The organism is Phycicoccus sp. Soil802 (genome assembly GCF_001429605.1).
GTDB lineage: Bacteria > Actinomycetota > Actinomycetes > Actinomycetales > Dermatophilaceae > Pedococcus.
Map to the genome: position 1 here is coordinate 168,421 of NZ_LMSS01000001.1, position 19,862 is coordinate 188,282.

The 19,862-nt window shown below is 72.1% G+C and carries 19 protein-coding genes; 10 read left to right on the forward strand and 9 right to left on the reverse strand.

Features of this window, described 5'->3' with window-relative positions:
• Window positions 1–84: 84 nt before the first annotated feature.
• The 4 genes from ASG91_RS00720 to ASG91_RS00735 are packed head-to-tail and all read left to right on the forward strand — an operon-like array spanning window position 85 to window position 4,398.
• Window positions 85–1,044 (forward strand): carbohydrate ABC transporter permease, encoded by a 960-nt coding sequence (locus ASG91_RS00720; RefSeq protein WP_235545294.1) that lies wholly within the window; start codon window positions 85–87, stop codon window positions 1,042–1,044.
• A 7-nt stretch (window positions 1,045–1,051) separates the two neighbouring features.
• Entirely contained in the window at window positions 1,052–1,987 is a 936-nt protein-coding gene (locus tag ASG91_RS00725; RefSeq protein ID WP_082593804.1) for a carbohydrate ABC transporter permease, read from the forward strand.
• Between the two features lie 2 nt (window positions 1,988–1,989).
• Complete coding sequence (locus ASG91_RS00730; RefSeq protein ID WP_056920708.1) at window positions 1,990–3,354, forward strand: GH1 family beta-glucosidase; 1,365 nt, start codon at window positions 1,990–1,992, stop codon at window positions 3,352–3,354.
• An 18-nt stretch (window positions 3,355–3,372) separates the two neighbouring features.
• Window positions 3,373–4,398 carry a LacI family DNA-binding transcriptional regulator gene (locus ASG91_RS00735; protein ID WP_056920709.1) on the forward strand — a complete coding sequence of 342 codons (1,026 nt, stop codon included), beginning with the start codon at window positions 3,373–3,375 and terminating at the stop codon, window positions 4,396–4,398.
• A 52-nt stretch (window positions 4,399–4,450) separates the two neighbouring features.
• Here ASG91_RS00735 and ASG91_RS00740 read toward each other — a convergent pair whose 3' ends face one another.
• The 5 genes from ASG91_RS00740 to ASG91_RS00760 form a co-directional block, all read right to left on the reverse strand.
• Complete coding sequence (locus ASG91_RS00740; RefSeq protein WP_056920710.1) at window positions 4,451–5,185, reverse strand: DUF4191 domain-containing protein; 735 nt, start codon at window positions 5,183–5,185, stop codon at window positions 4,451–4,453.
• 19 nt (window positions 5,186–5,204) lie between these two features.
• Window positions 5,205–6,242 (reverse strand): lipoyl synthase, encoded by a 1,038-nt coding sequence (gene lipA / locus ASG91_RS00745; RefSeq protein WP_056920711.1) that lies wholly within the window; start codon window positions 6,240–6,242, stop codon window positions 5,205–5,207.
• A 126-nt stretch (window positions 6,243–6,368) separates the two neighbouring features.
• Window positions 6,369–7,121 (reverse strand): YitT family protein, encoded by a 753-nt coding sequence (locus tag ASG91_RS00750; RefSeq protein WP_056920712.1) that lies wholly within the window; start codon window positions 7,119–7,121, stop codon window positions 6,369–6,371.
• On the reverse strand, window positions 7,114–7,779 hold the full coding sequence (gene lipB, locus ASG91_RS00755; protein ID WP_256363712.1) for a lipoyl(octanoyl) transferase LipB: 666 nt from the start codon (window positions 7,777–7,779) through the stop codon (window positions 7,114–7,116). Before lipB ends, ASG91_RS00750 begins: the two co-directional genes overlap by 8 nt.
• Window positions 7,776–8,507, reverse strand: coding sequence for a peptidase E (locus ASG91_RS00760; RefSeq protein ID WP_056920714.1), 732 nt, complete (start codon window positions 8,505–8,507; stop codon window positions 7,776–7,778). The genes lipB and ASG91_RS00760 overlap by 4 nt, the downstream gene beginning before the upstream one ends.
• A 69-nt stretch (window positions 8,508–8,576) precedes the next feature.
• On the opposite strand from ASG91_RS00760, the gene ASG91_RS20470 reads away from it, so the two are divergent.
• Window positions 8,577–10,184 carry a serine/threonine-protein kinase gene (locus tag ASG91_RS20470; protein WP_162257485.1) on the forward strand — a complete coding sequence of 536 codons (1,608 nt, stop codon included), beginning with the start codon at window positions 8,577–8,579 and terminating at the stop codon, window positions 10,182–10,184.
• Here ASG91_RS20470 and ASG91_RS00770 read toward each other — a convergent pair.
• From ASG91_RS00770 to lpdA, 3 genes are all read right to left on the reverse strand, one after another.
• A complete protein-coding gene (locus ASG91_RS00770) occupies window positions 10,181–11,107 on the reverse strand; it encodes a TIGR01777 family oxidoreductase (RefSeq protein ID WP_056920716.1) in 927 nt (308 codons plus the stop codon). The two genes, ASG91_RS20470 and ASG91_RS00770, sit on opposite strands and share 4 nt — an antisense overlap.
• A gap of 26 nt (window positions 11,108–11,133) precedes the next feature.
• Window positions 11,134–13,104 carry a 2-oxoglutarate dehydrogenase, E2 component, dihydrolipoamide succinyltransferase gene (sucB, locus tag ASG91_RS00775; protein WP_056920717.1) on the reverse strand — a complete coding sequence of 657 codons (1,971 nt, stop codon included), beginning with the start codon at window positions 13,102–13,104 and terminating at the stop codon, window positions 11,134–11,136.
• 129 nt (window positions 13,105–13,233) lie between these two features.
• Window positions 13,234–14,625 (reverse strand): dihydrolipoyl dehydrogenase, encoded by a 1,392-nt coding sequence (gene lpdA, locus ASG91_RS00780; protein WP_056920718.1) that lies wholly within the window; start codon window positions 14,623–14,625, stop codon window positions 13,234–13,236.
• Window positions 14,626–14,851: 226 nt separating this feature from the next.
• Between lpdA and ASG91_RS00785 the strand changes: the two genes are divergently transcribed.
• Together ASG91_RS00785 and ASG91_RS00790 are read left to right on the forward strand one after the other, a co-directional pair.
• On the forward strand, window positions 14,852–15,187 hold the full coding sequence (locus ASG91_RS00785) for a hypothetical protein (protein WP_056920719.1): 336 nt from the start codon (window positions 14,852–14,854) through the stop codon (window positions 15,185–15,187).
• Between the two features lie 120 nt (window positions 15,188–15,307).
• Entirely contained in the window at window positions 15,308–15,529 is a 222-nt protein-coding gene (locus ASG91_RS00790) for a DUF5302 domain-containing protein (RefSeq protein ID WP_056920720.1), read from the forward strand.
• 172 nt (window positions 15,530–15,701) lie between these two features.
• On the opposite strand, the gene ASG91_RS00795 is transcribed toward ASG91_RS00790, so the two are convergent.
• Entirely contained in the window at window positions 15,702–17,204 is a 1,503-nt protein-coding gene (locus ASG91_RS00795) for a leucyl aminopeptidase (protein WP_056920721.1), read from the reverse strand.
• Between the two features lie 93 nt (window positions 17,205–17,297).
• Here ASG91_RS00795 and gcvT point away from each other — a divergent pair, with 93 nt between their 5' ends.
• The 3 genes from gcvT to ASG91_RS00810 are packed head-to-tail and all read left to right on the forward strand — an operon-like array spanning window position 17,298 to window position 19,861.
• A complete protein-coding gene (gene gcvT, locus ASG91_RS00800) occupies window positions 17,298–18,404 on the forward strand; it encodes a glycine cleavage system aminomethyltransferase GcvT (protein WP_056920722.1) in 1,107 nt (368 codons plus the stop codon).
• Between the two features lie 50 nt (window positions 18,405–18,454).
• Window positions 18,455–18,961 carry an OsmC family protein gene (locus tag ASG91_RS00805; protein ID WP_056920723.1) on the forward strand — a complete coding sequence of 169 codons (507 nt, stop codon included), beginning with the start codon at window positions 18,455–18,457 and terminating at the stop codon, window positions 18,959–18,961.
• A 36-nt stretch (window positions 18,962–18,997) separates the two neighbouring features.
• Entirely contained in the window at window positions 18,998–19,861 is an 864-nt protein-coding gene (locus ASG91_RS00810) for an LLM class flavin-dependent oxidoreductase (protein WP_056920724.1), read from the forward strand.
• The last annotated feature ends 1 nt before the right edge of the window (window position 19,862 follow it).

Here is a 19,862-nt window from a genome sequence, read left to right on the forward strand (position 1 = left end):
CGCGAGCCGGCACCCGACCGCCACCACCCAGCACCACCAACGACCTGCCACAGCACCACCGCCCCACCCACCCGAGGGAGATCCGTGACCACCACGACGCCCGAGAAGGTCGCCGGCGCAGCCCCGCCGGCGACCGGCTGGCGGCAACGGCTCCGGCGAGCCGACACCCGTCTGTCGCCCTACGCGATGGTCTCGCCGTTCTTCATCCTGTTCGCGGTCTTCGGCCTGTTCCCGCTGGTCTACACGGCCTGGGTCTCGACCCACGACTGGAGCCTGCTCGCGGGTGACCAGGGCTGGCTGGGCCTCGGCAACTACCGCGAGCTGATGCAGGACAAGGACTTCTGGAACGCGATGCTCAACACCTTCGGGATGTTCGTCGTCGCCACCATCCCGCAGCTGGTCCTCGCGATGGTGCTGGCCCAGATGCTCAACTCGCGGCTGCGGGGAGCGACCTGGTGGCGGATGGGCATCCTGCTCCCGAACGTCACGTCGGTCGCCGCCGTCGGGATCATCTTCACGATGATGTTCAGCCGGGACTTCGGGCTGTTCAACTGGATCCTCGGCCACCTGGGGGTCGACCCGATCGCCTGGCAGGACCACCGCTGGTCGTCGTGGCTCGCCATCTCGACCATGGTCGACTGGCGCTGGACCGGCTACAACGCGCTGATCCTGCTGGCCGCGCTGCAGTCGGTGCCGACCGAGATCTACGAGGCGGCGCGCATCGACGGGGCCAACGGCTGGCGCACCTTCTGGTCGATCACGGTGCCGATGCTGCGCCCCACCCTCATCTTCGTGTCGGTGGTCGCCACCATCGGCGGCACCCAGCTGTTCACCGAGCCCCTGCTGTTCAACCCGGGGGCGAACTCCATCGGGGGCGGCACGACGGGGCAGTTCCAGACTGCCGCGATGTACCTCATCCAGCAGGCCTTCACCGGTCAGCGGTTCGGCTACGCGGCCACCATCGCGTGGGTGCTGTTCCTGTTCATCGCGGTCTTCTCGGCGGTCAACGTGCTGCTGCTGCGGCGCATCCGGTCGGCGGAGTGAGGCGACGATGACCCAGATCCAGCTCTCCGCCCCCGTGCCCCCGGTCGCCGTCCCCGTGGTCGAGGCGCCCAGCCCCCGGCGTCGTCGGTCCCTGGCCAGGCTGGCCGCCCAGAGCAGCGGTGCCACCCCGGCCAGCAAGCTCGTCTACCTCTGCCTGGCGATCTCGGTCCTGCTGTCCGCCGGACCGCTCTACTACATGGTCGTGATGGCCTCGCGGCCCAACAGCGACATCACCTCGGTGCCGCCGCCGCTCACCCCGGGGGACCAGCTCGGGACCAACATCTCGCGCGTCTTCGCCAACCAGGACGTCATCTTCGGGCAGGCGATGGTGAACTCGGTGCTGGTCGCCGGCGTCGCCACCATCTCGGTCGTGGTGCTCTCCGCACTGGCCGGGTTCGCGTTCGCGAAGCTGCGGTTCCGGGGACGGAATGCGTTGCTGCTCATCGTGATCGGCACCATGATGGTCCCGGTCCAGCTCGGTCTCGTGCCGCTCTACATGCTGATGGGCAAGCTCGGCCTGGCCGGCACCCTGCCGTCGGCGCTGCTGCCGTTCCTCGTCAGCGGGTTCGGGGTCTTCATGATGCGGCAGTACGCCGCGCAGGCGATCCCGAACGAGCTCATCGAGGCGGCCCGGGTCGACGGGGCGTCGACGTTCCGGATCTTCTTCTCGGTGGTCTTCCCGATCCTGCGGCCGGCCGCGGCGGTGCTGGGGCTGCTCACCTTCATGGAGCGCTGGAACGACTTCCTGTGGCCCTACCTGACCCTCGACGCCGAGCACCCGACGGTGCAGGTCGCGCTGTCCAGGCTCTCGGGCGGCTACTACACCGACCAGGCGCTGGTCATGGCCGGGACCCTGCTCGGGACCCTGCCGCTCGTCATCGTGTTCATCGTGTTCGGCCGCCAGATCATCGGCGGCATCATGCAGGGCGGAGTCAAGGGATGACCATGCCGATCAACCACCACCTGTCGCGCAGCGACTTCCCGGACGACTTCGCCTGGGGCGTGGCCACCTCGAGCTACCAGATCGAGGGCGCCACCTCCGAGGGCGGCCGGGGACCGTCGATCTGGGACACCTTCTCGGCCACACCCGGTCGGGTGGTCGACGGCGACAACGGCGACGTCGCGGTCGAGCACTACCACCGCTACCCGCAGGACGCCGACCTGATGGCGAGCCTGGGCGTCGACGCCTACCGCTTCTCGATCGCCTGGCCGCGCGTGCAGCCGACCGGCTCGGGTCCGGTCAACCAGGCCGGACTCGACTTCTACAGCCGCCTGGTCGACAGCCTGCTCGAGCGCGGCATCACGCCGTGGGCCACGCTCTACCACTGGGACCTGCCCCAACCACTCGAGGACCTGGGCGGCTGGCCCGCCCGCGACACGGCATACCGCTTCGCGGAGTATGCCGCGCACGTCGCCGACGCCCTCGGCGACCGGGTCAAGCACTTCATCACCCTCAACGAGCCCTGGTGCTCGGCCTTCCTCGGGTACGGCAGCGGGCGGCACGCGCCCGGTCGCGCGGACGGTGCCGACGCCCTGGCCGCCGCGCACCACCTCATGCTGGGGCACGGGCTCGCGGTGCAGGCGCTCCGGGAGCGGGTGCCGGACGCGCAGGTCGGGATCACCCTCAACCTCTACCCGGTCGCGGGGGCCCACGACGGGCCCGGGGTGGACGACGTGGTGCGTCGCATCGACGGGCTGTCGAACCGGTGGTTCCTCGACCCGGTGCTGCGCGGCGCCTACCCCAAGGACGTCGTCGAGGACGTGGCCCACGTCAGCGACCTCGCGTTCGTCGCCGACGGCGACCTCGAGACGATCAGCGCCCCGCTCGACTTCCTCGGGGTGAACTACTACACCCGCCACGTGGTGGCGCCCGGGGCGTTCCCCGGCTCGGGCGTCGTCGACTTCACCGACCGCGGGCTGCCCACCACCGCGATGGGCTGGGAGGTGGACGCCGACGGCCTGTTCGACATCCTCACGCGGGTGACCCGCGACTACGGCGACCTGCCGCTGGTGATGACCGAGAACGGCGCGGCCTTCGACGACGAGGTGGGGCCGGACGGGGGGATCCACGACCTGCGCCGGATCGACTTCCTCGCCGCGCACCTCGAGGCGGCGTCGCGTGCCGTGGCCGCGGGGGTCCCGCTCGCCGGGTACTTCGCGTGGTCGCTGATGGACAACTTCGAGTGGGCCGAGGGCTATGCCAAGCGGTTCGGCATCGTGCACGTGGACTTCGAGACCCAGGAGCGGACGGTCAAGGACAGCGGACGCTGGTATGCCGCGTTCCTCGCCGGTGACCGCAGGCAATACTGACCCCATGAGGCACAGCTCGTGAGCAGCGGCACCGGCGGCCAGCCGACCCTCGAGGAGGTGGCGGCCCGCGCAGGCGTGGGTCGCGGCACCGTCTCGCGGGTGGTGAACGGGTCGCCGCAGGTCTCCGAGCGCACCCGCGTCAGGGTGATGCGAGCGGTCGACGAGCTCGGCTACGTGCCCAACATGGCGGCCCGCGCCCTGGTGACCCGCCGGACCGGCGCCATCGCCCTGGTGATCAGCGAGCCCGAGGAGCGGATCTTCGGGGAGCCGTTCTTCGCCGGCGTGGTCCGCGGCATCACCACCGTGGTGGGGGAGGCGTCCCGGCAGCTCGTGCTCGCTCTCGTGCAGACCCGCGAGCAGGTCGACCGTCTCGACACCTACCTCACCCCCCAGCACGTCGACGGGGTGCTGATGCTCTCGGCCCACGACGCCGACACGCTCCCCAGCCGGATCCAGGGCCGCGGCCTGCCGATCGTCTTCTGTGGCCGACCCGGACAGGCCGGGGAGATGAGCTACGTCGACGTCGACAACACCGGCGGCGCGCGGGACGCCGTGCGGCACCTGGTGTCGAGCGGCCGCGAGGTGGTCGCCCTCATCGCGGGACCGCAGGACATGATCGCCGGTCGCGACCGCCTCGACGGCTACCGCCAGGCGCTGGCCGCGGCGGGCCGGGAGGTCGACGAGTCCCTGATCGAGGTCGGCGACTTCAGCGAGGTCAGCGGTGCCTCGGCGATGACCGCGCTGCTGGAGCGACGACCTGACATCGACGCGGTGTTCGCGGCCAGCGACCTGATGGCGCTGGGCGCCCTGCGCGTCCTGCGCGAGGCGGGCCGCAGCGTGCCGCAGGACGTGGCGCTGGTCGGGTTCGACGACGGCCCGCTCGCAGCGGTCGCGAACCCTCCGCTGACGACGGTGCACCAGCCGATGGAGCAGCTCGGCCGCGAGATGGCGACGATGCTGCTCGCCCAGATCAGCGCCGGGGGAGTGTCCGTCCCCGAGCAGCTGGTCCTGGACACGTCACTGGTCGAGCGCGCCTCCGGCTAGCGACCCTTCGCAACCTGGGCGCCCTCCAGGGGGCTCAGGTTGCGCTTGACGGTCAGCGGCCGCGCATCGCCTTGCGGTCGACCCGCGCCTTGTTCGGGTCCATGCCCGCGGGGATCGGCGGACGCAGGCCACCGAGCGACTTGAGCCGCTTGTTGACCGCCGACACCTCCTCCTTGGTGAGGACCGGCTTCATGCGGGTGATCTTGCTGCCCAGCTTGCGGATCGGCACCTGGTCGGCGCCGTCGCCGACGACGACCGAGGTCACGGGCACACCGGGGGCGACCCGCTCGACCTTCTTGCGCTCCTGGGTGAGCAGCTTGGTGCGGCGCGCGTCGGGGCCCTCGCCGATGAGCACGATGCCGGGACGTCCCAGCGCGCGGTAGACGAAGGCAGCACCGGCGACGTCCTCCGGGCGGGTGCCGCGGGCGCCGTCAACGGCCACCGGCTGCTGGTCGTAGAACCAGCCGCGACGCAGGGCACCGAGCGCCGCGCCGGCCGCACCGGGCTGGCCCTCGAGCGAGCGGTAGGCCGCCCGCTCCGCCATCCGGGACAGCACGAGGGTGGCGGCGAGCAGACCGACCGGCACCGAGAGGAACAGGGCGTACTTCCAGTGGCCCAGCAGCGCGCCGATGCTCACGCCGACGGCGATCACCGCGAGGAACGCCAGCAGCATCCACCACGGGATCGTGGGGTCAGCCTTGCGCGAGGCCGTGAAGACCTGACGGATCTGGGCGAACCGGCCCGGCTTCTTGGGCGTGTCTGACTGCTGCGTTTCCTTGCGGGCCATGAGGGTCAGGATACGGGTGTCAGGCGGGGGCGCCCAACACGCCCGGCTGGCGTGCGGCCAGGAGGGACGACGCCTCCTGGCGGGCGGGGTCACCGGCTGCGTCAGCGAGGTGCTGGAGGTGCTCCGGGATGTCGCGACCCCACTTGCGCATGGCCGTGGCCCACAGGCGTCCGGCGCGGTAGGACGACCGGACCAGCGGCCCGGCCATGACGCCCTTGAAGCCCATCTCCTGGGCGACGTCGCTCCAGTGCACGAACTCCTCGGGCTTGACCCACCGGTCGATCGGGTGGTGCAGCTTGGACGGCCGGAGGTACTGCGTGATGGTGAGGATGTCGCAGCCGGCGTCGTGCAGGTCGCGGATCGCCTGCTCCACCTCGTGGTCCTCCTCGCCCATGCCCAGGATGAGGTTGGACTTGGTGACGAGCTCGGCCTCGCGCGCCATCGACAGGACCTTGAGCGACTTGTCGTAGGTGAACGCGGGACGGATCTGCTTGAAGATGCGGGGCACGGTCTCGAGGTTGTGCGCGAAGACCTCGGGCCGGGCGTCGAAGACCTGGCCCACGAGCTCGGGCTTGGCGCCGAAGTCGGGCGGCAGGATCTCGACGCCGGTGTTGGGGTTCTTGGCGTGGATCTGGCGGATCGTCTCGGCGTAGAGCCAGGCGGCGCCGTCGGGCTGGTCGTCGCGCGCCACCCCGGTCACGGTGGAGTAGCGCAGCCCCATCTGGGCGACCGACTCGGCGACCCGGCGGGGCTCGTCGCGGTCGAGTGCCTCGGGGCGACCGGTGGCGATGTCGCAGAAGTCGCAGCGGCGGGTGCAGACGTCACCGCCGATGAGGAAGGTGGCCTCGCGGTCCTCCCAGCACTCGAAGATGTTGGGGCAGCCGGCTTCCTGGCAGACCGTGTGCAGTCCCTCGGTCTTCACCATCGAGTGGAGCTTGGTGTACTCGGGACCCATCTTCGCGGTCGTCCGGATCCACTCGGGCTTGCGCTCGATCGGCGTCTCGGCGTTGCGCGCCTCGACGCGCAGCAGTCGGCGGCCCTCGGGTGCGATGGTCACGAAGACTCCCTTGCCTTCCGTTCGGTGCGCCGCCAGCAGCAGGTATGCCGCGGGGCACGGGTGCGCCCGGAGGTCACCGGGCGTCCATCAAGACTACGCCTGCCCGCGAAGGACTATTCCCGCGCCTCACCCCCCGGCCGCCCCGCCCCCCTCCCGCCCTGTTGGAAGCGAAACTTCCGGATATCCGGAAGTTTCGCTTCCAACAGGGCGCACCCGGGTCAGCAGGTCGACGGTGGGGCCGACGAACAGCGACACGAGGAGGGTGCCCGGGCCGACGGCGGCTCCGAGGGCCCAGCCGCCGAGCGCGCTCACCGCCTGCAGGACGGTGTAGCTCCACTTGAACGGCAGGGGTGGGTCGAAGGCGATCGCGGCGCCCTCGGCCGGACCTGCGCCGGTGTGCGAGGCGAGGTAGCCGGCCACCCCCAGCGCGAGCAGGACGAACGCGACGGCGAGCTCGACGAACCTCGACCCCAAGGCTTCCGGGGTGGGCAGCAGCGGCGAGACGGCGCTCACGGTGCCGCCCACGACGACGGTCTGCACGAGGGTGCCGACCCCGGGCCGGGTGCCCCGGCTCCATGCCAGCGCGATGAGCAGGATCCCGACCCCGAGGTTGACGACCACGAACGGCAGCCCCGAGGTCGAGGTGAGGCCCGAGATGAGCGTGGAGTAGCCGTCGGAGCCCAGGGCGGCGTCGAGGAGGACGGCGACGCCGACCCCGAGGACGGCACAGGACAGCACGAGCTGGACGAGCCGTCGGGTGAGCGACGCGTGCGCGGCCGGGTCCTCGTCGGCCGGGTCCTCGTCGACCGGGTCGTCGACCGGACGCCTCGACTCGGCCCGGCTCTCGACGGCCCCGGCGTCCGCGGGCTGGTCAGGCACCGGAGGCGAGGACGTCGCCCAGGTGCTTCTCGGCATACGGGAGCACGTCCTGCACGGTGACCACGCGGCCGGCCTCGCGGGTGATCGAGCTGACCCCGGCGTCGTCGATCCCGCACGCGATGATGTTGTCGGCCCACGACAGGTCGGCGTCGCAGTTGAGCGCGAAGCCGTGCATGGTGACCTGGCGGCTGACCCGCACCCCGATCGCCCCGAGCTTGCGGTCGGGGCCACGGTCGTCCGCGAGCACCCACACGCCGCTGCGCCCGTCGACCCGGGTCACCTCCACGTCGAACTCGCGGCAGGTGCGGATCATCACCTCCTCGAGGCGACGCACGTGGGCCACCACGTCGATCGGCACGCCGTGCAGGCGGACGATCGGGTAGCCGACGAGCTGTCCGGGACCGTGCCACGTGATCAGCCCACCCCGGTCGACGTCGATGACGGGGGTGCCGTCGAAGGGACGCTGGTGCGGCTCGGTGCGCTTGCCAGCGGTGTACACCGCGGCGTGCTCGAGCAGCAGGACGGTGTCCTCCGCGCCGTCGACCACCGCTGCGTGCACCTCGCGCTGGTGCGCCCACGCCGCCAAGTAGTCGACGAGCTCGGGGGCGAATCCCACGTGTTCGAAGCGCATGGGAGCCAGCGTACGCCGAGCGGTCAGGGGGTTCGGAGCCGGCGCGGTTCGATCCGCTCCTCGACGGCCCGGTCGCCCTCCCGCGAGACGACGAACGCCCCCTTGCCGTCCTGCTCGCTGACTGCCTCGACGAGCTCGGTCCCGCGGTAGACGAGGCCGACCCCGTCGTCGGTGCAGTGGGTGGTCGGCAGCGTGCCGTCGGCGACGAGCTGGTGCACGAGGGGGCGTCGTCGCGCCTCGGAGTCGTAGTGCACGCCGTTGCCGTAGGGCAGGAAGCCGAGCCCGTTGGTCACGGCGCGCAGCTCGGGGCCGAACGAGTCGGTCGTGCCCCCGGTGTACCAGCAGATCGAGCCGGCCGAGACGCCGGCCAGGACCACACCGGCCTCCCAGACCCGGCGGAAGACGCCGTCGAGCTCGTGCACCCGCCAGACCGCCAGCAGGTTGGCGACCGAGCCGCCGTTCACCCACACGACGTCCTGCTCGAGCAGGTGACCCTCGAGGTCGTCGAGGTTGGGCATCGGGAAGAGGTAGAGGTTGCTGAAGTCGAAGCCGGCCACCCGAGCCGCCTCGACCATGTCGTCACCGAGCCAGCGCTGGTCGCCGCTGGCCGTGGGCAGGTGCGTTACGCGGGGGCGCCCGGTCGTGCCGGACAGCTCGACCGCGTGGTGGATCAGCGCGTTGAACTCGAACGAGGTGCGCTGGGCGCGACGGTAACCGCCGGAGGTGGCCAGGATCGTGGGCTGGTCAGCAGGCATGGCCCGACTCTAGGAGGGCCCTGTGGACAACGCGCAGGGTGGTCCGTCGAGGCTGGGCAGACTGGCGCGGTGAGCCTGGACCCCCTCGCCCCGGATGGCACCACGCCGACTTCGCCCCGGGTGCCCGGCTACGTGGTGGGGGAGCTGGTCGGCCGTGGCGCGGTCGGCGCGGTCTGGGCTGCCAGCCGGGTGAGCGATGGGCGGCAGGTCGCCGTCAAGGTCGTGCCGGTGGCCCACCCGGAGCAGACGCACGCCGTGGCGCGCGAGCTCGCCGTGCTGGGCCGGGTCGAGGTCGACGGCCTCGTGGGGTTCCACGAGGCGGTGGGGCTGGATGTGGAGCCCCCCGCGGTGGCGCTCGTCCTCGACCTCCTCGACGGTGGCTCCCTCGAGCGAGCCGTGCGAGCGCGTGGTCACCTGAGCGTGGGGGAGTCGGTCACGGTGCTGGTCCCGGTGGCGCGGGCGCTCGCCGGCCTCCACGCGCTCGGGGTGGTGCACGGCGACGTCACCCCGGCCAACGTGGTCCTCGAGCTCTCGGGGCGCCCCTTCCTGACCGACCTCGGCGTCGCTCGACTGGCCGGTGAGGCGCCTGGAAGCGAGGGCGGATATCTCTGGGGCACAGCGGGTTTCGTCGCTCCGGAAGTGCTCGAGGGTGGTGCCGCAACGCCGGCCGCTGATGTGTATGCCGTGGGCGCACTGGCCTGGTGGTGCGTCACCGGCAGCGCTCCCGCGCCCGGGGCGCTGCGCCCTCCCCTGACCGAGGTCGCGCCGGGCTTGCCGACGGCCTGGTCCGAGGTGACCACGCAGGCGTTGCTGGGTGACCCGGCCCTGCGGCCGACAGCCGCGGAGCTGGCCCTGGCCTACTTCGACTCCGCGCCGTGCGAGCCGCTGCGACTCGTGGTCGGGAAGGACGAGACGTCGTTGCTCACCCAGCGGTTGCGGCGCCAGTCGGTGCCACCGGCCGACCCTGTGGCGCGCGGGCGACGGGAGCTGGCCGCCTCTCTGCTCCGCGGCCGGGCCGGGGCCCTCGCCACGCTCGCCGCTCTCGTGGCGGTCCTGGTCGTCGCGGGACTCGTGGCCGCCGGAGTCCTGCGCGCACCCGCGTGGCTCGGCCTCGACAGCCCGGACCCGGGCGCCACGCGAGCGGCGGCCACGACGAGCTCGGCCCCGGTTCCCGCGGCGACGACCCCGGCAGGCACTCCGGCGCGGACCACCTCGACCCGGACCAGCCCGGCGCGGGCCACGCCGATGACCTCGTCGGCCCTGCCGAGCCCGGTGGTCGATCGCACCGCGCCGACCCGTGACCCGCTCACGCTGATGGTCGCGTTGGCGGCCCTGCGTGCCGAGGCGATGAACAGGCGGTCGACCACCGTCGTGGCCCAGCTCGACGCGCCCGGGTCGGGGGCGCTGGCACAGGACACCGCGCTGCTCACGGATCTCGCCGCGTCCGGCACGTCCTGGCAGGGTGTGCGCTTCGAGGTGACCAATGCCCGCACGGTCACCTGGCACGAGGCCGCGGCGACGGTCGACGCGGTGGTGGGCACGGCGGCATACCGGGTCGTGGCGGCGACCGGGGAGGTGACGACGCGCGCGGCGGTGCCGGGCACGCCGTTGCGCTTCGCCCTGGTCTGGTCCGGCGGGCGCTGGCGGGTGGGGGAGGTGTCGGCGGCCGCGGGCTAGGACGGTTCGGGCCGCGACTGCTGCGCGAGCACCCAGCGCAGCGCCGACTCGACGGTCTGGTCCTGGTGGACGAACCCTGACTCGAGCAGCCGCGTCGGGAGGGCACGCTTGCTGGTCAGCACCTCGTCGGAGAACCCACCCAGCACCAGCTTGATCCCGAACGCCGGGGCCGGCAGGAGCGCTGGGCGGTGGATCTGCCGACCCAGCTCGCGAGCGATGTCGACCTGGTGGTCGGGGTGCGGTCCCACCAGGTTGACCGGTCCCTCGAGCTCGGGATGGTCGACGAGGTGGGCGAGCCCGGCGACGGTGTCGCGCAACGAGATCCACGGCCACCACTGATGCCCGCTGCCGAGCGGGCCGTTGATCCCGACCTTGGCCAGCGGGAGCATGCGCGCCATCGCCCCACCGTCCGGTGCGAACACCAGGCCGGTGCGCGGGTGGGCCACGGACAGCCCGGCGTCGCGGGCCGGGTCGGCCGCGGCCTCCCAGGCCCGCACGACCTCGCTCAGGAACCCGGTGCCCGGAGCCGACGCCTCGGTGAGCACCTCGTCGCCGCGGTCGCCGTAGACGCCGACGGCGGCGGCGCTGACCAGCCGCACCGACTGGCCTCCGGCGGCGAGCGTCGCCAGGGTGGTCGCGACGGTGGTGGTGCCGTCCACGCGGGAGGCGAGGATCTCCTGCTGGTAGGAGGGCGTCCAGCGCTTGTCGCCGACGCCCGCCCCGGCCAGGTGGACCACTGCGGTGACCCCCGCGAGGTCAGCCGGGTCGAGCCGGCGAGCGGTGGGGTCCCACTGCACCTCGTCCGGGGCGGTGGGGGCCCGACGGACCAGCCGGACGACCTCGTCGCCGCGGTCGCGCAGGAACGCCGACAGCGCGCCGCCGATCAGTCCGGACGCACCGGTGATGGCAACGCGCTGTGGCACGAGCTGGTCCTGCTGGATTCGGCTCCTCAGAGACCGAGGTCGGAGTCGAAGTTGCCGTCCTCGAGCCGGTTCTTCATCGTCGTGAGGAAGCGGGCCGCATCGGCTCCGTCGACGACGCGGTGGTCGTACGACAGGGCCAGGTAGACCATCGAGCGGACCGCGATGGTCTCGCCACCGTCACCGTCGGAGACCACGACCGGGCGCTTGACGACCGCGCCGGTGCCGAGGATGGCGACGTTGGGCTGGTTGATGATCGGGGTGTCGAACAATGCCCCGCGGCTGCCGGTGTTGGTCAGCGTGAAGGTGCCGCCGCCGAGCTCGTCGGGCCCGATCTTGTTGGTGCGGGTGCGCTCGGCGAGGTCGGCGATCTTGCGGGCCAGCCCGGCGATGTTGAGGTCGCCGGCGTCCTTGATCACGGGGACGAGGAGGCCGCGTTCGGTGTCGACCGCGACGCCGAGGTTCTCGGTGCCGTGGTAGGTCACCTCGGTGCCCTCGACGCTGGAGTTGACCGACGGGTGGGCCTTGAGCGCCTCGACGGCAGCCAGCGCGAAGAACGGCAGGAAGCTGAGCTTGGTGCCCTCGCGCTGCTCGAACTCGGACTTGGCCTTGGCCCGCAGGCGGGCGATCTTGGTGACGTCGACCTCGACCACCGTGGTGAGCTGGGCGGACACCTGCAGCGACTCGACCATGCGCTTGGCGATGGTCTGGCGCAGCCGCGACATCTTCTCGGTCGTCCCACGCTTCGGTGAGACGGCGGGGGCGCTGCCGCCGGACGACGACGAGGCCGCTGCAGGAGCAGCGGCGGGCGCCGCGGCAGCGGGTGCGGCAGCCGGGGCGGCCGCAGCCTCCTGCGCTGCCTTGGCGGCGTCGAGGACGTCCTGCTTGCGGATCCGGCCACCCACCCCGGTGCCCTTGAGCGACCCGAGGTCGACCTTGTTGTCCGCGGCGAGCTTGCGCACGAGCGGCGTGACGTAGGCCGAGGCATCGGTCTCGTCCGAGGACGAGGCGGGAGCGGAGCTGGCGGCGGGTGCAGCCGGAGCGGCTGGGGCAGCCGGAGCGGCTGGAGCAGCCGGAGCGGCTGGTGCGGCTGGTGCGGCCGGAGCAGGTGCCGCCTGCGGTGCCGGCGCCTCCTGCGCGGGGGCCTGCTCGGCGGCGGGCTGCTCAGTGGGCGCCTCCTGGGTGGGTGCCTCCTGCGCGGGTGCCTCCTGGGAGGGGGCCTCCTGCTGGGCCGGGGCCTCCTGCGCGGGGGCCGAACCCCCACCGGAGCCGCCGATCACGGCCAGGTCGCCACCGACGGGGACGGTGTCGTCCTCCTGGACGAGGATCTTGGTCAGCGTGCCCGCGACCGGCGACGGGATCTCGGTGTCGACCTTGTCGGTCGAGACCTCGAGGAGCGGCTCGTCCACGTCGACGTGGTCACCCTCGGCCTTGAGCCACCGGGTGACGGTGCCCTCGGTGACGGACTCGCCCAGGGCCGGCATCGTCACGGTCTCGCCACCGGAGGCGCCGGAGTCGGCGCCCGAGTCGGCGGCCGCAGGAGCGGACTGGCCCTGGTCGTCGGAGGACTGGGCCTGCTCGGGCTCGGACGTCGCGGCCTGCGGCTCCTGGTCGGTCGAGGGTGCCTCCGGGGCAGGAGCCTCCCCCTGCTGCTCCGACTGCTGCTGCTGGTCCTGCTCGCCCTGGCTGTCGTCCGGCTGCGCCGGCTCGTCCTGACCGCCCTCCTGCTGAGCGGGCTGGTCGTCGCTCCCGGAGCCCTCGGAGCCGTCGCCGATGACGGCGAGGTCGGCGCCCACCGGGACGGTGTCGTCCTCCTGGGCGAGGATCTCCTGCAGCACACCGGCCACGGGGGAGGGGATCTCGGTGTCGACCTTGTCGGTCGAGACCTCGAGGAGCGGCTCGTCAACCGCCACGGTGTCGCCGACGTTCTTCAGCCAGCGCGTCACGGTGCCTTCGGTGACGGACTCACCCAGGGCTGGCATGGTCACGCGTTCAGACATGTGCCTGTCTCTCCTTGTACTCGTGTTCGCTGGCGGTGCTGCGAGGGTGCGGGTGCTGCTGCGGTGCGGATGGTGCGGCAGTGCGGGCAGTGCGGTGGTGCGGTGGTGCGGTGGTGCGGTGCGCTCGGGTCAGCCGTGCGCGTGGAGTGGCTTGCCGGCCAGGGCCAGGTGGGCCTCGCCGAGGGACTCGTTCTGGGTGGGGTGGGCGTGGATCAGGCTCGCCACGTCGGAGGGCAGGGCCTCCCAGTTGTAGATCAGCTGGGCCTCGCCGACCTGCTCGCCCATCCGGGCGCCGATCATGTGGACCCCGACCACGGGGCCGTCCTTCTCGCGGACCAGCTTGACGAAGCCCTGGGTCTGCAGGATCTGCGACTTGCCGTTGCCGCCGAGGTTGTACTCGTAGGTCTCGACCTCGCCGTACTTCTCACCGGCCTGCGCCTCGGTGAGGCCGACCGACGCGATCTCGGGGTCGCAGTAGGTGACCCGGGGGATGCCGGTCTCGTCGATCACGGCCGGGGCCAGGCCCGCGATCTCTTCGGCCACGAAGATGCCCTGCGCGAACCCGCGGTGCGCCAGCTGGAGGCCGGGCACGATGTCGCCCACGGCATACACCCCGTCGACGCCGGTGCGCAGTCGCTCGTCGGTGGTCACGAAGCCCCGGTCGAGGGTCACCCCGGCCTCGGCGTAGCCGAGGCCCTCGGTGACCGGACCACGACCGACGGCCACGAGCAGGAGGTCGGCCTCGATGGTGCTGCCGTCCTCGAGGGACACGGAGACGGTGTCACCGGACTGGGTCGCCCCGGCGAACTTCACGCCGGTCCTGAAGGCGATCTTGCGCTTGCGGAAGGACCGCTCGAGGGTCTTGGAGATGGCCTCGTCCTCGGCCGCGACCAGCCGCGGCAGGGCCTCGACGATGGTCACCTCCGAGCCGAACGACTTGAAGACCGAGGCGAACTCGACGCCGATGACGCCACCGCCGAGGACCACGACGCGCGGCGGGACGAAGTCGAGGGCCAGTGCCTGCTCGGACGTCATCACCCGCCCGCCGATCTCGAGGCCGGGGAGCGACTTGGGGTAGGAGCCGGTGGCCAGGACGACGTTGCGCCCGCGCACCAGTCGGCCGCCGACCTCGACGGTGGAGCGGTCGACCAGGCGTCCGGCGCCCTCGACCAGCTCGACCTTGTGGGCCTTCGCCAGACCCTGCAGTCCCTTGTAGAGGCGGGCGATCACGCCGTCCTTGTAGGCGTTGACGCCCGACATGTCGATCGACTCGAAGGTCGACTTCACCCCGAACTGCGCACCCTCGCGGGCGGTGTCGGCGACCTCGGCGGCGTGCAGCAGCGCCTTGGTCGGGATGCACCCGACGTGCAGGCAGGTGCCCCCGAGCTTGCCCTTCTCGACGAGGGCCACCGTGAGCCCGAGCTCGGCAGCACGGAACGCACATGCGTAGCCGCCACTTCCTCCTCCGAGGATCACCACGTCATACGTGGTCTCTTCGGTGGTCTCGGCGTCAGCCGACATGCTCGCTCCCTTGCGTCGTGTGCATCGGACTTGCGCGTCACCCAGGGGTCGCGGTCAGGTCGTGGCCGGTCCGGGATCGACACAGAGCATCTTGTCACTGTTTGCACAGCGAGGCGCAAGCAGGTCGGCCGTTGGTCCGCCCGGAGGAAGCCGGCGCGGGAGTCGCCGCCACCCCGGTGGCCGCGATGGTGCCGGACCACGGCGGTGGTCCCCGTATCGTTGGACCATGGCGTGGTGGAAGCGGGGCGGCAAGCGCTCCATCAAGGGACCCTCCGACGGGCCCAACATGGCGGTCGACCAGCAGGCGGTCCGCAAGCACCTCACGGAGTTCGCGCGGAGCCGTCGCGGCGTCGAGGCCTACGTCGAGCCGCCCACCAACGTCACCGCGACCACCGTCATCCTCATCGCCCACGACGGCGAGTGGACCCGTCGCGCGGCCGGCTCGCGCGACTCCGCGTTCGACCTCGCGCGCAGCCTCGAGGTGCCCGTCTACGACGTGCTCCAGACCGGTTACCCCAACCGGATGCGCGAGTGGAACTCGCGCCAGCGCAAGAAGCCCTGACCGTATGCCGCGTGCCGACCCACCGGGTTCTGCGGTGGTGCCCGGCGGTGCGGGGTGCGAGGGTGGGGACACAGACCTGCGGGCCGAACGGCTCGTCCACAGCGAGGAGCAGGAGGCACCATGGCCAAGTCCGGTGACGCGCGGAAGTCTCGAGAACAGAAGGCCGGAGGGCAGGGACCCAGCGAGGACGTGAAGCGCAAGTTCCGCGAGGCCCTCGAGAAGAAGCAGGCGCATGCGGGACGGGACGTGTCGGACGACTCCGAGCACGGCAAGGTCGACCACGCCCAGGGCGCGGCCACGAACGCGACGCAGCAGATGTTCCGTCGCAAGAGCGGTGGCTGAGCCGCCCACCCAGCCCTCGAGATATATCTGCCAGAGGGGCCCGTCCGGATCGGACGGGCCCCTCTGGCGTTGCTGCTGAGCACTTATGGCCGCTGGTGCCGCACGAAACCGCCATGACGCAGTCCCGGTGCGACACCGGAGGCCCGAAGTGGGCGGGTCGGGTGTCGCCGCGTCAGCCGGCGTAGTCCTCGACGAGGGACAACAGGGTGCCCACGCCGTAGCCGGTGGCGCCCTTCGGGGTGTACCCCCAGGCCGACCCGTCGTTGTACGACGGACCGGCGATGTCGACGTGGGCCCACGGGGTGCCCTCGGTGACGAACTCCTGCAGGAACAGGCCGGCGGTCAGCATCCCGCCCCAGCGCTCGCCCTTGTGGGCGAGGTCGGCGACACCGGAGTCGAGCTGGCTGCGCAGGTCGGTCGGCAGCGGCATCGGCCAGGAGGCCTCACCGGCCACGTCGGCGGCAGCACGAACGCGGTCGCGGAAGGCGTCGTCGTTGGCCATGATGCCGGCGACGCGAGCGCCCAGGGCAACCATCTGCGCGCCCGTGAGGGTGGCGATGTCGACGATCGCGTCGGGATTGCCCTCGCCGGCGAGGCAGATGCCGTCACCGAGGACCATCCGGCCCTCGGCATCGGTGTCCAGGATCTCGACGGTCGTGCCGTTGCGCATCGTCACGACGTCGCTGGGGCGCTGGGCGGTCCCGCTCGGCATGTTCTCGGCGAGGCAGAGGTAGCCGGTGACCTTGACCGGCAGCCCGAGCTCGGCGGCGGCGAACACGGTCGCGGCGACGGCAGCAGCGCCGGCCATGTCGGACTTCATCGTGAGCATGCCGGTGGCCGGCTTGAGGTTGAGGCCGCCGGAGTCGAACGTGATGCCCTTCCCCACCAGGGCCACGGACCCCTTGGCCTTCGGCGGGTTCCACGTGAGGGTGACCATGCGCGGCGGGTTCACCGAACCCTGGCCGACACCGACGATGCCGCCGAAGCCACCCTTCTCGAGGGCCACCTCGTCGAGCACCTTGACGGTGACCTTGGCGCTGGCCGCGGTGTTGCGCGCCTTGACCGAGTCCGCGAACGACTGCGGGAAGAGCTTGTTCGGCGGGGTGTTGACCAGGTCGCGGGCGTAGGCCTTCGCGTCGGCGAGGACCGCGGCGCGGGTGGCGGCGGCCTTGACCGGCTTCAGGCGGGCGTCGGAGGTGAGGACCGTGATGGCGGTGACGCCCTTGCCGGCCTTGGCGCTGGGACCCCGCACACCGGCATACCGGTAGGCGCCGAGGGCGGCGCCCTCGGCCACGGCGGCGACGGACTCGGCACCGGTGGTCGGGAGGGCGAGCGCGACCCGGGCGGCGTTCTTGAGCGAGCGCACGGCGGCACCGGCGGCGCGACGCAGCACCTCGTGGTCGAAGGAGGTGGTGCGGGACGTGCCCTTGCCGAGCCCGGTCAGGACCACGCGTGCCGCGGCCACACCGGGCACCCCGGCGATGGTCAGGACCTCCTCGGCGGAGCCGGTCGCCTGCAGTGCGGCGAGCTGGGCGGCGACGTGGGTCGCGGCTCCCCGCGGCAGACCGTGGCCGGCGGCCAGGGCGGCCTTGCCGGCGGTCTCGACCGTGGCGAGGACGAGGGCGTCCGCCTTGAGGTCGTGGGCGGGGCGGTCGGACACGTTGACGGTGGTCACGTAGTCATCCTTCGGGCTGGGGGCGGTGGCACCTGCAAGCGCAGGATAGCCGTGCTGGTGGAGCCGACGGCGGGGGGCGGTAGCGTTCGACGCATGAGCGACGCAGCCCTCAAGACCTCGCCCCTGCACGACCGGCACGTGGCCCTCGGCGCCAAGATGGCTGACTTCGGCGGGTGGGAGATGCCGATCGAGTACCCCGGAGGCGGTGTCGTCCGTGAGCACACGGCAGTGCGTTCGTCCGTCGGCATCTTCGACGTCTCCCACCTCGGCAAGGCGCGGGTCTCGGGGCCCGGCGCGCGCGAGTTCGTGAACTCCTGCCTGGCCAACGACCTCGGCCGGATCCACGAGGGCAAAGCGCAGTACACCTTGTGCTGCACCGAGTCCGGCGGCGTCGTCGACGACCTGATCGCCTACCTGCGCAGTGACGAGGACGTCTTCCTCATCCCCAACGCGGCCAACACCGCCCAGGTCGTCGAGCTGCTCGCCGCGGCCGCACCCGAGGGGCTGACGGTCGAGAACCTGCACGAGGGCTACGGCGTCATCGCCGTCCAGGGCACCAAGAGCGACGAGGTGCTCGACGCGCTGGGCCTGCCGACCGGGCACGAGTACATGTCCTTCGTCGAGACCGACTGGAACGGCCACCCCGTCATCGTCTGTCGCACCGGCTACACCGGGGAGCGCGGCTACGAGCTGGTGCCGGCCTGGGAGGTGTCGGCCCAGCTGTGGGACGCCCTCCTCGAGGCCGCCGCGCCGTTCGGCGGGCTGCCCTGTGGTCTCGGCGCGCGCGACACCCTGCGCACCGAGATGGGCTACGCGCTGCACGGCAACGAGCTCTCCGTCGACATCACCCCGGTGCAGGCGCGGGTCGGCTGGGCGGTCGGCTGGAAGAAGGAGTCGTTCTGGGGCAAGGACGCGCTGGTCGCCGAGAAGGCCGCCGGTCCCTCGCGGGTCGCCTGGGGTCTGCTGGCCACGGGTCGAGGGATCCCCCGCGCGCACTGTGCGGTGAAGGTCGGCGACGAGGTCGTGGGTGAGGTCACCTCCGGCACGTTCAGCCCCACCCTCAAGAACGGCATCGCCCTCGCGCTGCTGGCACCGTCGGTCGCCGCGGGCGACGAGGTCGTCATCGACGTGCGTGGGCGCGAGGTCGCCGCGACCGTCGTGAAGCCGCCGTTCGTCGAGGTCGACGTCCGCGAGGCCTGAGCGCCGCGAGCGCCACCCGCCGGGGACTCGAGACAGCAGGAGGAGTGGGTATGCCGGGTGCGGACTTCCGCGGCCACACCTACCTCGCACGGGTGGAGTGGAGCGGCTCGACCGGCGCGGGCTACCGCGCGTACCCGCGGGCCCACACGGCGTGGATGCCACCGGCGACCGAAGGTTTCGACCTGAGTGCCGACCCGCACTTCCGCGGTGACCCCGACCTGCCCAACCCCGAGCAGCTGCTGGTGCTGGCGGCGTCCTCGTGCCAGCTGTTGTCCTTCCTCGCGGTGGCCGCCCGAGGGGGTGTGGACGTGGTCTCCTACGAGGACGACGCAACCGGTGAGATGCCCGACGACCTGGTGCCGCAACGGATCACCCGCATCGTGCTCCGGCCGCGGGTCCGGGTGGCGCCGCACGGACCCGCGGGCCCCGACGCGGGACCGGTCGACACCGCGACCGTCGAGCGGATGCTGCACGAGGCCCACGAGCAGTGCTACATCGCCAACTCACTGACCACCGAGGTCGTCGTCGAGCCGCGCATCGAGGTCGCTCGCCGCTGACGACCGGCTGTCGGTGCCTGCCCCTACGTTCGGAGCATGAAGTACGGCTTCGTGGTCCCGTTCGCCGATTCGCGCGAGTTCGCGGAGGTGGCAGTCCTCGGGGAGCAGCACGGCTGGGACGCCATCTTCACCTGGGAGAGCCTCTACGGCGAGCACGCCTGGGTGACCCTGGCCGCAGCGGCGGTGCAGACCTCCCGCATCCGGCTAGGCACCCTCCTGACCCCGGCCTCACGGCACCGGCCCTGGGACCTCGCCTCGATGGCCGGCTCCGTGGACCGGCTCAGCGGCGGACGCGTCGTGATGTCGGTCGGGCTCGGCGCGCTGCACTCGGGCTGGACCCGGTTCGAGCCCGACGAGGGCCGTGCCGTGCGGGCCCGCAAGCTCGACGAGTCGCTGACGGTCTACCGCGGGTTGCTCTCGGGTGCGCCGTTCACGTTCGACGGCACCTACTACCCGGTGGGGCCGGAGGGGGCCGACGCCCCACCGACGCCGGCGCCCCCGCCCCAGCGCCCGCACCCACCGGTGTGGGTGGTCGGAGCCTACCTGCCGGGCCGGGAGCGGCAGCCCTCGCTGGAGCGCGCGGCCCGGTGGCAGGGCGTCCTGCCGACGGTCGCGGTGCCCGACGCGAAGCCGGGCAGCCCGCACCTCACCCTCGGCTCGGTCGGCGAGGCGCTGGGCGTCCTGCGCGGCCTGCGCGAGGAGTCGGGTCTGTCCTGGGACGGCTACGACGTCGTCATCGAGGGCGACAGCACCGGTGAGTTCGTGAAGTCGGCGGGCACCCCGGCGCAGTGGGCGGGCATCGGCGCGACCTGGTGGGTCGAGAGCTGGTGGAGCGTGGAGCCGGGCGCCGACGGGCTGGCCGAGATCCGGCGCCGGGTCCAGGCCGGCCCACCGGTCTAGG